This is a genomic window from Paenibacillus sp. AR247 (genome assembly GCF_002968895.1).
Lineage (GTDB): Bacteria > Bacillota > Bacilli > Paenibacillales > Paenibacillaceae > Paenibacillus_AQ > Paenibacillus_AQ favisporus.
The window spans coordinates 276,963-289,765 of record NZ_PCZT01000024.1 but is presented as its reverse complement, the minus strand read 5'-3'; the positions used below and the strand labels follow the sequence as shown (position 1 = coordinate 289,765).

The 12,803-nt window shown below is 53.8% G+C and carries 10 protein-coding genes and 1 pseudogene; 7 read left to right on the top strand and 4 right to left on the bottom strand.

What is annotated here, in order from left to right:
- Window positions 1-918, bottom strand: a 918-nt coding sequence (locus CPT76_RS32240; RefSeq protein ID WP_105445787.1) for an MFS transporter, incomplete at its 3' end; no start/stop codon positions are given.
- Window positions 919-1,092: 174 nt separating this feature from the next.
- Between CPT76_RS32240 and CPT76_RS32235 the strand changes: the two genes are divergently transcribed.
- The 3 genes from CPT76_RS32235 (at window position 1,093) to CPT76_RS32225 (ending at window position 4,217) form a co-directional block, all read left to right on the top strand.
- On the top strand, window positions 1,093-1,551 hold the full coding sequence (locus CPT76_RS32235; RefSeq protein WP_258169023.1) for a pyridoxamine 5'-phosphate oxidase family protein: 459 nt from the start codon (window positions 1,093-1,095) through the stop codon (window positions 1,549-1,551).
- 241 nt (window positions 1,552-1,792) lie between these two features.
- Entirely contained in the window at window positions 1,793-4,078 is a 2,286-nt protein-coding gene (locus tag CPT76_RS32230) for a bifunctional 2',3'-cyclic-nucleotide 2'-phosphodiesterase/3'-nucleotidase (RefSeq protein ID WP_105445785.1), read from the top strand.
- Window positions 3,996-4,217: a hypothetical protein gene (locus CPT76_RS32225; protein WP_105445784.1), complete on the top strand. Its 222-nt coding sequence runs from the start codon at window positions 3,996-3,998 to the stop codon at window positions 4,215-4,217. The genes CPT76_RS32230 and CPT76_RS32225 overlap by 83 nt, the downstream gene beginning before the upstream one ends.
- Before the next feature lie 134 nt (window positions 4,218-4,351).
- Here CPT76_RS32225 and CPT76_RS38080 read toward each other — a convergent pair whose 3' ends face one another.
- The 3 genes and pseudogenes from CPT76_RS38080 to CPT76_RS32215 all read right to left on the bottom strand — a co-directional run bounded on the left by CPT76_RS38080 (window position 4,352) and on the right by CPT76_RS32215 (window position 6,175).
- Complete coding sequence (locus CPT76_RS38080; protein WP_181153206.1) at window positions 4,352-4,795, bottom strand: alpha/beta hydrolase; 444 nt, start codon at window positions 4,793-4,795, stop codon at window positions 4,352-4,354.
- Window positions 4,758-5,045: pseudogene (locus CPT76_RS32220) on the bottom strand (HAD family hydrolase); the annotation flags it as partial. The gene CPT76_RS38080 and the pseudogene CPT76_RS32220, both read right to left, overlap by 38 nt.
- A gap of 92 nt (window positions 5,046-5,137) precedes the next feature.
- Window positions 5,138-6,175, bottom strand: a complete 1,038-nt coding sequence (locus CPT76_RS32215) for a LacI family DNA-binding transcriptional regulator (protein ID WP_105445783.1) — start codon at window positions 6,173-6,175, stop codon at window positions 5,138-5,140.
- A gap of 459 nt (window positions 6,176-6,634) precedes the next feature.
- Between CPT76_RS32215 and CPT76_RS32205 the strand changes: the two genes are divergently transcribed.
- The 4 genes from CPT76_RS32205 to CPT76_RS32190 all read left to right on the top strand — a co-directional run bounded on the left by CPT76_RS32205 (window position 6,635) and on the right by CPT76_RS32190 (window position 12,616).
- Entirely contained in the window at window positions 6,635-8,392 is a 1,758-nt protein-coding gene (locus tag CPT76_RS32205; RefSeq protein WP_258169021.1) for an alpha-amylase family glycosyl hydrolase, read from the top strand.
- Window positions 8,393-8,921: 529 nt separating this feature from the next.
- On the top strand, window positions 8,922-10,244 hold the full coding sequence (locus CPT76_RS32200; RefSeq protein ID WP_076172721.1) for a sugar ABC transporter substrate-binding protein: 1,323 nt from the start codon (window positions 8,922-8,924) through the stop codon (window positions 10,242-10,244).
- A gap of 228 nt (window positions 10,245-10,472) precedes the next feature.
- On the top strand, window positions 10,473-11,774 hold the full coding sequence (locus CPT76_RS32195; protein ID WP_105445781.1) for a sugar ABC transporter permease: 1,302 nt from the start codon (window positions 10,473-10,475) through the stop codon (window positions 11,772-11,774).
- Window positions 11,771-12,616, top strand: coding sequence for a sugar ABC transporter permease (locus tag CPT76_RS32190; protein WP_076172723.1), 846 nt, complete (start codon window positions 11,771-11,773; stop codon window positions 12,614-12,616). Before CPT76_RS32195 ends, CPT76_RS32190 begins: the two co-directional genes overlap by 4 nt.
- Window positions 12,617-12,803: the final 187 nt, after the last annotated feature.

The window sequence follows — 12,803 nt, the reverse complement described above, 5'->3', positions numbered from 1 at the left end:
GAAAGCCGACCATACCTGGTCCATCAGCGGGAACACGATCAGCAGTACCAAGGTGATGAGGCAGCTGAACAGCACGTAGACCCGGTAATGGATCTTTTCGGCGACGACGCCGGCAAAGATCCGGCCGACGGACATCGCGATCCAGAAGCAGGTGACGCTGAGCGCCGCGGCGGCTTCCTTCATGCCCATTTTCTCAATCAGGATGGCGGGCATAAAGTTGGCCAGGCTCATCTCGGTGCCGACGTACAGAAAGAAGAATACGATAAAGAGGACGAGAATGCCGAAGGCTCCGCCTTGGTAAGGGAAGCGTTTGGCCGTGGATTGCTCTTGACCGGATACGGAAGCGGCAGGCCCTTTGGCGCTCAGCACGGCATCGATTTCACCGAAGGAGGCCTTCGACCAGAACAGCAGCGTGACGAGCGCGATCAGCGAAATGACGAGGAATGAGAACCTCCACCAGCCTTCCGTAATGAAGCCGCTTGCGATCAGCGGCATGACCATGGCCCCGACCCCGAAAAAGACCTCCAGGCGGCTCATTGCCACAGCGGTTTTATCGGTAATCGCCGCAATAATAATAGTCCCGATCACCGCTTCGATCATGCCGAAACCAAAGCCTGCGCACACGGCAATGGCGTACAGCCATTCCCAAGGCGGCAGCAGGGTATAGACCAGCTCGGCGGCCGTAAGCAGGCCGATGGCGATCAGCAGCCCGCCCCTTTTACCAAAACGGCGGTTCAGCCACGGGGATACGAGCACACCGACCAGAAAACCGGCGAACTGGGTGAAGATCAGCGTCCCGCCTTCGCTGTATTCGCGGTCATAATGCTCCAGCAGGACGGGAAGGACCGATCCCAGCACGACATGCGCCAGGCCGATCAGAAAATAGGATAGACATCCTATCCAAATGAGTCGTTTCATGAGGAACTCCTTTACAAGTATTAAATTCTTGGTGCGGACAAGCCGGATGACGGCCGGTCCCTCCATCATAACAAGGTATTCAGGGCACGTCATGCCTATTCTTGGATAAAAGCTGACGCGTTCCAAGGTTCATCCTATACCGGACAGGGTACACTATGGGTACGGGCTGCGCCCATGGACAACACGAAGCAGAAAGGAGCGGATCATCTAGAGATGGAAGCGAAAATCATCCTGGAACAAAATCTGGCCAAAATACTGGATCACAACCAGTTTTGCTCATTTGCCACGGTGGAAGGCAACCGGCCGAAGCAGCGGTATATGGCTTTATATAATCAGGGCCTCAGCATCCATCTGGTCACCGACCGCAAGACGCATAAAGTCGAGGAACTGGAGGAAAACCCTCACGTTTCCCTGCTGCTGGGCTATGAAATCGGGGGATCGCGGGAGGTTGTGGAGATTGAAGGAACCTGCAAAGTAACGGCTGAGGACTCCCTGCGTAAGCAGATCTGGAAGGAAGAATTCAAGAAGCAGTTTACCGGTCCCGATGATCCGGATTACGTCCTGCTAGAAATCACGCCCGTCCGTGTAGAATATACGGGGAAAGATGGGGAAAAGCACGAATGGATCGAGTAGATTTACTGTGTCCATAAGCAATTGGAACCATTTTCATAGATCCGTGATACGCCCTGATGCTCGAGACCTTGTTCTCGGGCATTATTTTTTGGGAATTGGGTGTATTTGTCTTTATTTCATAGGTTACATCGATATAAACTACTCTTGTAGACAGAACTTAATTTAACAATGGTTAGTTAAATGAAGGGGTTAAATTTGTTCTGCCCACCGTACTCGATGTACATCTATTAGGAGGGGTAACATGTCGAAGTCCCGTAAAAAAGTCCTCAAAGGCATCACCGCCGCAGCCGTTGCGATCAACGTGCTCGCCGTTCCAATGGTGCCGGTATTTGCGGACAGCAGCAGCAACGGATCCAAGGTGAAGCTGCGGATCATGGAAACATCCGATTTGCACGTGAACATGGTCAACTATGACTACTATGCGGACAAGCCCACTGACGAATATGGGTTTGCCAAGACGGCCAGCCTGATCAAGGCAGCCAGAAACGAAGCGAAGAACAGCCTGCTGTTCGATAACGGGGACTTGATCCAAGGGAATCCGCTTGGCGACTACGTGGCCAAAGTGAAACCGCTTAAAGAGGGCGAAGTGCACCCGGTTTACAAAGCGATGGACCTGATGGATTACGATGCCAGCGGTGTCGGCAACCATGAATTCAACTATGGCCTGGATTTCCTGAAACTGTCGGAAGAGGGAGCTAACTTCCCGATTGTCAACGCCAACGTCTACAAGGACGACGGGGACAAGGATGACAGCAACGACGTGAACTATTTTACCCCTTATACGATTTTGGACAAAAAGGTTACGGACGAGAACGGCAAGGAGCAGACGATCAAGGTCGGTGTGATCGCATTCGTTCCTCCGCAAATTTCCCAATGGGATAAAGCCAACCTGGAAGGCAAAGTCATCGTGAAGGACATGGTTGAGACCGCCAAAAAGTTCATTCCGCAGATGAAGAAGGAAGGGGCCGACGTCATCGTCGCCATTCCTCACTCCGGCTTTGAGGATATTCCGGAGACGCCCCTGATGGAAAATACCGTTCTGTATCTGAGCAAGGTGGAAGGTATTGACGCCATCCTGTTCGGACATGCCCATAAAACGTTCCCGAGCGCAGAATTTAAAGGCAAAACCGGCGTCGACCTGGAGAAAGGCACGATTAACGGCGTTCCTGCGGTCGAGCCTGGATTCTGGGGCGATCACCTCGGCATCATCGACCTGAACCTGGAGAATGTGGACGGCAAGTGGAAAGTGGTTGACTCGAAAACCGAAGCGCGCCCGATCTACGATACGGCAAACAAAAAGGCGCTCGTTGACGCCGATCAAGAAATCGTGAACGCAGTTAAAACGGAGCATGATGCGACAATCGATTATGTACGCGGACCGGTAGGCAAAACCAGTGCGCCGATCAACAGCTATTTTGCACTCGTACAGGACGATCCGTCCATTCAAATCGTCACCAACGCGCAGAAATGGTACGTTGAGAAAAACCTGAAGGGTACCGAATACGAAAAGCTTCCGGTGCTGTCGGCAGGAGCTCCATTCAAGGCAGGCGGACGTAACGGGGCGTCTTATTATACGAACATTCCGGCCGGAACGATCGCGATCAAGAACGTCTCCGATCTCTATGTGTACCCGAACACCGTGCATGCCGTTGTCGTTACGGGAGCCGAAGTGAAGGAATGGCTGGAGTGGTCCGCAGGCCAGTTCAACCAGATCGATCCTTCCAAGACGACCGAGCAGCCGCTCGTAAACATGGACTTCCCGACATACAATTACGATGTCATCGACGGGGTAACGTACCAAATCGATGTGACCCAGCCGAACAAATACGATGCGAAGGGCACGGTAGTGAATCCTTCGGCAAACCGTATCAAGAATTTGCAGTTCGACGGCAAGCCGATCGACCTGAAGCAGAAGTTCGTCGTGGCGACCAACAACTACCGCGCTTCGTCCTCGAAGCTCGCCAACCCGGACGGCAAGCGGATCATTATGGCCGCTCCGGACGAAAATCGCCAGGTCATCATCGACTACATCCGCGACAACGGAACCATCAACCCGTCCGCTGACGGCAACTGGACCTTTGCGCCGGTGGATGCCAAGCTGAACGTGACCTTTACCTCTTCCCCGGATGCGAAGGACCTTGCGGCCAGCAGCAAAAACATGAAATACATCGGCGCGGCCGAGGACGGATTCGCCAAGTACGGACTCGATTTGTCGGTCAGCACGGCAGGTACGGCACCAGTGACGCCACCGGCTACCACACCGGAGAAGCCTTCGAAGCCGTCCGAGCCATCGACTCCGGCGCAGCCTTCGAAACCGTCCACGCCGTCCAAACCGGCTCCGGCACCGGAAACGAAGCCTTCCGGCAAAGTATATGTCATCAAGAAGGGTGACAACCTGTACCGCATCGGCATCAAGTTCGGTGTGGACTGGAAGACCATCGCCCATGTCAATGGCATTACGAGCGCTGTTCCTGCTCGGCGAACGGTTCACGATGGAGGAGAAGATCCGGAACTACCGCTACTATGAGCCTTTGACGACGCATGATTCCTCACTGTCGCCGTGCATTCACAGCATCGTCTCGGCCGAGATCGGCGAACTCGAAGAAGCGTATGCTTATTATGAAGGTCGGACAGCAAATTATGATTCCGTAAGGTTCAATCTATAGATGCCATTTGGGATTTAAGGAAAAAGACGAAAGAGCAGAGAAGTTTCTGCCTTTCGTCTTTTTTTGTTCAATAGAAAATTTATGAATGTCCAGGGGATCCCGCAAGGTTCCCGGATCTGCATGCATGCCTGAACCTAGGCCTCGGACCGTACATTGAGGACGCCGTCCAGCCACTCCAGCATGCGGTGGTTGAAGTACAGCAGCGCCCCGAATTGGCAGTGCTCCTCGGCGCCTTCTTCTGCTGTGAAGAGCATGAAGGTTTTGGGGCAGTTCAGCGCCTGGAACAGCTGCTGCGGCTGCCCGGCGAAGAAATGGTCCGCCTCGGCTTCGCAGACGAGGGTCGGGCACTGGATGAGCCCGGCGGCGCCTTCCAGGGAGAATGGCTCCGTTGCAGCGACAAGCTCCTGGATAGAGGAGACACGGAACGTAAACTTTCCGTTCTCTACTGCCCAGCGAATGTTGATGCTCTTCTCCATCAAGCTGTGCATGAACGCCTCGAGGAAGGACGGATCGTTCCATTCTTCGTCGCTCCCTTGATGGGATCTCCTGTTCATCCATATGCGAAATATACTCGACATACCAGCGGTTTTTCTTGTCGGCCAGCGCGGATTTGGTCGCATCGTCCAGCTCAAGCCCGCCGACTTCAAGCAAAATGTCCAGCGACGCCATCCGGCTGACACCCTTGAGGCGCTCGTTATCCTCCGGCGTAAATACAAAGCCGAGCTCTTCGGCCAGGCGTTTCCATGCAAGATAGTGGTATTTGGCTGTGTCAACCAGGACCCCGTCCAGATCGAACAGGCAAGCTTTAATGGGAGCTGCAGCTGTCATTTGTCATTCCTCCTTATGTAGTTGTGCAAACGTTTGAACAAATAGGTGAAAAGAAATGAAGCACCGGGATGCTCCATATGGTTTTGATACGTTTACGATGGTTTAGGCGGCGTAAAAATGGACGACTCCCGAATCACCAGCCGGTGGGGAATAATGTGGCGCTTCTGAAACTGCCGGTCCCCGTCGTGCTGAATGGACTGAATCAGCGCCTGGGCTGCGGTGTAGCCCAAGTTATAGATGCCGATATCCATGCTGCTGATGGGCGGCGTGGACAGTTCGGCGATGGAAATGTTGTTGAAGCTGACGATGCACAGGTCGTCCGGAACACGGTAACCGAGCTCGTGAAGTCCACGCAGGACGCCAAGTGAGACGAGATCGTCCATGACCACGAGGGCAGTGGGACGCTCCGGCAGATTCATGAAAAACGACATCGCCCGGTAGCCGCTCTCCTGGAGAAACTCGCCTTCGACGATCCAGTCCTTGCGCATCTCGAGACCCGCCTCTTTCAGAGCGTTCGTGTAACCTTTCAGCCGGTCGCGCGAGACGATGTGATTCGGAGGCCCGCTGACAAAACCAATCCGCTGGTGGCCGAGGGATATCAGATGTTTGGTCGCATCGTAAGCGGCCTGAACGTTGTCATTGTCCACGGACAGAATGTCCGGGTACTTCTCGCTGCGTCCGATCAGCACGAACGGATGGCCGTTCTGCCGCAGAAAATCGACCACCGGATCCTCTTTGCGTGAATAGAGCAGGATCGCCCCGTCAACGCGCTTGCCGTTCAGCAGCCGGGAGACGGCCTCGACCTCTTCCTTCTCGCTGCCTCCGGAACTGATCAGCACATCGTATCCGGAGCGGTTGGCCTGGGTGACGATACCACGGATCAATTCCATGAAGAACAGATTCAGGAACAGCTCTTCGGCGGGCTTGGGCAAAATGACGCAAATGCTGCTTGTCGTCTTGGAAACCAGACTTTTGGCCGTCATGTTGGGGTGGTATCCGAGCTCCTCCATGACATCCCGTACCTTCTGCGACGTTTCACGGCTGATTCTGGAGTTATTCGACAGCACTCGGGAGACGGTGGAGGGGGAAACGCCCGCTCGTTTGGCGACATCTTTAATCGTTACAGACATTTGTTACCTCCTGTGGAACCGTTTGCACTATATCGTAAATGAGAAACGGCCGTCTCATAGACGCTGGCTATTTTACAATTGCTATCTTAGCCGAAAGCCCCAAGCTTGTAAATATCCAACCTGTGGCGGCGAAAGAAGCCGGTGGGATCTGGCTTGAGGCACTTTTTACAAGCAGGAATAGGCGGAGATATTATAAAAAACCATGATATAGATAGAATACTCAAGAAAATGAAAGATAATACAGTATATATCGCTATATGTTACGAAAAATCGGGTGTAAATCCAGCTTTTCATAGAAATTAAGCCGTCGTATTCTCCATACAGACCGGTGTCGTCCGAAACCTGCCCAGGGTCAGTCCAGTTCGCCAGCAATTGTATCCGCTTTCTTTTCAGGTGATTGACGGGGCTGTTCGGCAGTATTCTGCTCAAAGGATGCCGGATCAAGCAAAGGAGGATGTCATGAAAACAAACAAATGGGGCATGCCGGCAGGACAACAACTGCGGAGGCTGGCAGCAAGCGTAACGGCGGTATTCATGGCGGTTGCCCTGCTGTCGGGATGCAGCAGGACGGGGAACCATGCTGCGAATGACAGCGGGGCTCAAGGCCGGCCCGATGCAGGAGCTGGCAGCCAGACGGCAGAACAACAGGGGCAGTCGGGAACGGGAACCACAGCAGGGGAACAGCGTGGCGGAACTGCCGCCACGGCCGTCGACGAGCAGCCATCGACCGTGTTCTATGAGGTGTTTGTCCGCTCGTTCTATGATTCGAACGGGGACGGCATCGGCGATTTGAAGGGGCTGACACAGAAGCTGGATTACCTAAACGACGGCAATCCGGATACGACCGACGATCTCGGTGTCGGCGGCATCTGGCTGATGCCGATCCAGCCGTCGCCCAGCTACCATGGGTATGACATTACCGACTACGAGGGCATTAATCCCGATTACGGGACGCTGGAAGATCTGCAGGAGCTGATCGCCGAGGCGCACAAGCGCGGGATCAAGGTCATCATGGATCTGGTGTTGAACCACACCAGCACGCAGCACCCCTGGTTTGTCAGCGCTTCGAAGGATCCTAGCAGCAAATATAGGGACTGGTACGTGTGGGCGGAAGACCAGAAGCTCAGTCCCACCGGGGTCAGTGCGGCCGGCAGCGGCAGTCCGTGGCACGCCTTGAACGGAAGCCACTATCTGGCCACGTTCTGGGAAGGGATGCCGGATCTGAATTACGACAATCCCGAGGTGCGGGCGGAAGCCGTCCGGATCGGGCAATATTGGCTGAAGCTCGGCATGGATGGATTCCGGGTGGACGGCGCCAAACACATTTACGAGAACCTGCAGAGTGACCGGGGCCAGGCGGCCACAGCCAAAAACACGGCGTGGTGGAAGGAATTCCGGACCGGCATGAATCCGGTGAACAAGGATGCCTATATCGTGGGTGAGGTATGGGAGAATTCGGCCGCTGCCATCGCGCCGTATCTGGATCAGGCCTTTGATTCGGGGTTCAATTTCAGCTTGGCGGAGAGCATCCTGAGCGCGGTGAAGGACGAGAGGGACAACAACCTTGCCTTTACGCTGCAGCGAACACAGCAGTTCTACGGCAAACAATCGCAGGAGCGGTTCACCGACGCCATTTTTCTGTCGAATCACGACCAGGACCGCGTAATGAGCCAGCTGGACGGAAATCCGGACCATGCACGGATGGCCGCGGCGCTGCTGCTGACGCTGCCGGGCAACCCGTTTATTTATTACGGCGAGGAAATCGGCATGCGCGGCGTGAAGCCCGACGAGCGGATCCGGGAACCGATGGTGTGGAGCGATCTGTCCCCCCAGCCCGGCCAGACGTCGTGGGAACAGCCGCTTCTCACCGGAGAAGCAGCGAAAGGAATCAGCGTCCAGTCGGAATCGGCCGACCCGAACTCGCTGCTGTCCACCTATCGGGAACTGATTCGCTGGAGAGAGGACGTGCCCGCATTGCGAGATGGCGACATCCAGAGCTATGACTCCGGCAATCCGGCCGTGGTGTCCTTTTTGCGCCGTAGTGCACAACATAATGTGCTAGTGTTGCACAACTTGTCAGGCAAGGAGCAGCAAGTCCAGCTCGAAGCAGGGCAGGGAAGGGGAATCGCGAAAGTGTTCAAAAGCAGCAATAAATCCACGGTTTTAGAGCAAAATTTGCTTCGCATCCCTCCATATTCCAGTGTGGTTTTGGGATAAAATTGATGTAATTTAAAGATATATTGCGATATTAAAAGAATTGTGGAGAAAAGTGATGTTTATATTCTGTAAATGGGCTAAAACACATTGTGCAAACGTTTTTACAAAAATATAGACGTTGTGTATGATAAACGCATGTTTAAAGCGCTTACTTGGTAACTTCCGCTAAAGGAAATACCGACGATTCTTGAAAAAACTGCGGATTTACGCTGACCTTGCCATGTGATTGCATGCTCGATCATTGTCCGGGAAGGGCTTCATAACATGCATCCAATCATATCGTGCCGAGAAAGGCGCTTGCAAATGGGAAGTTAGGCATGTTTATGAAATCGTTTGCGCAAGTATGCAGATCCTCAAGGAGAGTCGGCAGGGAATCAGGTATTATTTGGAATCGACGAGGTATCAGGCATGAATGGGAGTCAGCAAGGCAGCGGGTGTTACAGGGAGTCAGCAAAGTAGCAGGTATTACAGGGAGTCAGCAAGGCAGTCGTGTTACGAAGTAAATGATCAGAGAGGGGTTCGTTTTGGAATGAAGATGAAAAAGGTTATGGCGCTGGTCGCAACGTTGACCATGGCATTCTCGATTACGGCGTGCGGCAGCTCCGGCAGCAAGGCAGAGGAGCAAACTCCGTCCACGACAACAACCGAAACGGCGGCTACAGACGGCCAGTCGGATAACACAGCGGCTTCGGGCGACAGCCTCCAGCCGGAAGAAGGGGCTTCCCTCGTCGTATGGGAGTCCAAAGAAGAGCGCTCTTTTACGGATGAAATCGCCAAGCAGTTTACCGAAAAGTACAACGTACCGGTCAAGATTGAAGAGGTAGCGGCAACAGATCAGGTAACGAAGCTGTCCCAGGACGGTCCGTCGGGGCTTGCAGCCGACATCGTAATGTTCCCTCACGATAACCTGGGCAGAGCCGCGGCAGCGGGACTGCTGCTCGCCAACGATGCGTTCAAGGACGAAACGGTGAAAAACAACACGGAAGCCTCGATTCAAGGCGTTACCTATGACGGCGTGCTGTACGGGTACCCGAGAGCGGCCGAAACGTACGCCCTGTATTACAACAAGAGCCTTGTGAAGGAAGCGCCAAAGACGTTCGATGACGTCATCGCGTTCGGCAAAACCTTCACCGACAAAGCCAAGAAAAAATACGGCATCATGTGGGAAACAGGCAACATGTATTTCAACTATCCGTTTATCGCAACGACCGGCGGATACATTTTCGGTAAAGACGGTACGGATAAAGACGATATCGGCCTCAACAGCGAAGGCGCGGTCGAAGGCCTGAAAACCTATGTGCAGCTGAAGGAAATCCTTCCGGTGAAGAGCGGCGACATTTCGCCGGACATCAAGCGCAGCTTGTTCAACGCGGGTGACGTGGCGATGGACATTAACGGTCCGTGGGAGCTTGCCGGCTACAAGCAAGCGCTCGGCGACAACCTTGGCGTAGCTCCGATCCCTACGATCGGCGGCAAAGCGGCAATCTCGTTCTCCGGCATCAAAGCCTGGTACGTCAACTCCTTTACGCAGTATCCGAATGCAGCCCAACTGTTCGCGAACTTCGCCTCCAGCAAGGACGCTCAACTGCTGCTGAACACGAAGGTTGGCTCCATCCCGACGAACAAAGAGGCGCTGGAATCCGATCAAATCAAAAACGATCCGTACATTTCGGCTTTTGCGGAGCAGACGAAAAACTCCCAGCCGATGCCTTCCATCCCGGAAATGGGCAACGTATGGAGTCCGGTGAATGCGGCGCTGCCTGAAATTTGGGACAACAATGCGGATCCGAAGGCGGCGATGGATAAAGCGGCACAGCAAATCAAAGATCTGAACAACGGCGCAACCAAGTAAGGCATCGGCGCACCGCTGTCAGGTAAGGCAAACGTTATGAATGGAAGTATGACCCGCCGCCATCAACCGCGGCGGGTCATTCCCTGACATACCGGTACCGCTGGAAAGCGCGCACGCTTCGGCTGCCGGTATCGCCAAGGAACAGAGCCGGAAAGCGCGGCCTGTCTTCTTGGAAGCAGTACCTCCGGGGGTGCTTCCGTTGACCCGGGGAGAGGAGAAGAGGATACGATGAACAGGCTCCGCGGCAAAGCCGCTTTACTGTCGATTATCAGCATGGGATTGGGACAAATCTATAACCGCCAATGGATCAAAGGCATCTTGTTCCTGCTGATCGAGGCTTTTGGCATTTACTACTTCATCAATAATTTGGGAAGAGCGCTTTGGGGGATTACGTCACTTGGGGATACGCCGCGTCTGCTCGTGAAAGGCAAGTGGATTGATGGCGACCACTCCATCTTTATCATGATTCAAAGCTTGATTACGCTGCTGTTTCTGCTGATCTTTATCGTCGTATATGTCATGAACGTCAGAGACGCGTACCATACGGCGATCAAACGGGAAAACGGGCAAGTCCCAAACAGTTTCGCCAAATCCATTAAATTTGTGATGGATTATAAATTCGCCCAAGCCTTTTTGACGCTGCCGGCGATCGGCATCTTGTTCTTTACGATCATGCCGATCCTGTTTATGATCATGCTGGCTTTTACGAACTATTCCGCACCGAACCATATCCCTCCGGCGAAGCTGGTGGACTGGGTCGGATTCCAGACCTTCAAAGATCTGGTGTCGCTGAAAACCTGGAGCCATACGTTTTTCGGCGTATTAACTTGGACCATTATCTGGGCGGTTCTGTCCACGGCGACCACGTATTTGGGCGGCCTGCTCGTTGCGCTTTTGATCAACCAGCAGGGCATCAAATTCAAGGGAATGTGGCGGACGATCCTGGTTATCCCTTATGCCATTCCGCAGCTGATTTCGCTGCTTGTCATGAGGAATATGTTTAACGGCCAGTTCGGGCCGATCAACCAGTACCTCGGCTACTTCGGGCTCGGCGGCCTTCCTTGGCTGACCGATCCGTTCTGGGCCAAGGTGACGGTTATTCTCGTCAACATGTGGGTGGGCATCCCGGTCTCGATGATCCTGATCATGGGCGTGCTTACGACCATTCCGAAGGATATGTACGAAGCGGCTGAGGTCGACGGGGCAAGCGCGTATCAGAAGTTTCGCATCGTTACGCTGCCGATGATCCTCTTCTCGACGGCGCCGACACTGATCATGCAGTTTGCCGGAAACATCAACAACTTCAACATGATTTTCCTGCTGACAAACGGGAACCCGGTGGTCGGAGACTACCAGTACGCGGGAGCGACGGATCTTCTCGTGACCTGGCTGTACAAACTGACGCTGGATCAGAACAAATACAATATGGCGTCGGCCGTCGGCATCATTATCTTCCTGATTATCGCCATATTCTCCATTTACAATTACCGGCGGACCAAATCATTTAAAGAGGAGGATATGATCCAATGAGCGGACGTCAAGGCAGAAAAGCAGTTCGGCTAACAGTCAGCTACATCATTCTCATCATCATGGCCATCGGCTCGATCTATCCGGCCCTCTGGGTCATTCTCGGCTCCTTCCGCCCGGGGAAATCGCTCTACAGCAAGACGCTTCTTCCGGAAGCGTTCACGCTGGACCATTACCGGGAACTGTTTACGTCCAGCAGCATTTTGTTCGGCCAGTGGTACATGAACACCCTGAAAATCGCCGTGTGCTCGATGATCATCGGCGTCTTCCTGACCCTGCTCACGAGCTATGCGGTGTCGCGCTTCCGCTTCAAGTGGCGCAAGACGGCTTTGTCGACCGTGCTCATCCTCGGCATGTTCCCTGGATTTATGAGCATGATCGCGATTTACCTGCTGCTAAAGGAGTGGCATTTGCTGGATACGCATCTCGCACTGATCATCGTCTACGCGGCGGGAGCGCCGCTAGGCGGCACCTTTATCGCCAAAGGCTTTCTCGACACGATCCCGCGGACGCTGGACGAGGCGGCAAAGATCGACGGAGCGAGCAACTGGACGATTTTCAGCCGCATTATTCTGCCGCTGTCCCGGCCGATGCTGACCTACATGGCGCTGACGCAGTTCGTCGGCCCATGGGTGGACTACATCTTTGCTCGCCTCGTGCTGCGGACGAAAGAAAATTGGACGCTGGCGGTCGGATTGTTCGACATGGTCAGCACCAATCAGAATACGAACTTTACCACCTTCGCCGCAGGGGCGGTTCTGATCGCGGTGCCGATTACGATCCTCTTTATTTTCTTGCAGCGCCTACTGGTAGACGGTTTAACATCGGGAGCGAGCAAAGGGTAAGCAAAGGATGGAGATTTACTCATCCACGGGCGAGCTGCCGTAACGGGTTGTTTTTTGATAGACATAATAAAAAATGAAAGGCACAGTTTTCGCATCATGCGTGCAGGCTGTGCCTTTTATTTGGAGGCTGGCTGTAGCTCCAGAGTGCACCGGGCCCAATTCACGTACAATCAGGAAAGGTTTTCCT

What these genes read in the sequence shown, in the direction of transcription:
- CPT76_RS32235 (WP_258169023.1), top strand. Translation starts at nt 1,093, where the DNA reads ATGGACAACACGAAGCAGAAAGGAGCGGATCATCTAGAGATGGAAGCG.
- CPT76_RS32230 (WP_105445785.1), top strand. Translation starts at nt 1,793, where the DNA reads ATGTCGAAGTCCCGTAAAAAAGTCCTCAAAGGCATCACCGCCGCAGCC.
- CPT76_RS32225 (WP_105445784.1), top strand. Translation starts at nt 3,996, where the DNA reads ATGTCAATGGCATTACGAGCGCTGTTCCTGCTCGGCGAACGGTTCACG.
- CPT76_RS38080 (WP_181153206.1), bottom strand. Translation starts at nt 4,795, where the DNA reads ATGTCGAGTATATTTCGCATATGGATGAACAGGAGATCCCATCAAGGG.
- CPT76_RS32215 (WP_105445783.1), bottom strand. Translation starts at nt 6,175, where the DNA reads ATGTCTGTAACGATTAAAGATGTCGCCAAACGAGCGGGCGTTTCCCCC.
- CPT76_RS32205 (WP_258169021.1), top strand. Translation starts at nt 6,635, where the DNA reads ATGAAAACAAACAAATGGGGCATGCCGGCAGGACAACAACTGCGGAGG.
- CPT76_RS32200 (WP_076172721.1), top strand. Translation starts at nt 8,922, where the DNA reads ATGAAGATGAAAAAGGTTATGGCGCTGGTCGCAACGTTGACCATGGCA.
- CPT76_RS32195 (WP_105445781.1), top strand. Translation starts at nt 10,473, where the DNA reads ATGAACAGGCTCCGCGGCAAAGCCGCTTTACTGTCGATTATCAGCATG.
- CPT76_RS32190 (WP_076172723.1), top strand. Translation starts at nt 11,771, where the DNA reads ATGAGCGGACGTCAAGGCAGAAAAGCAGTTCGGCTAACAGTCAGCTAC.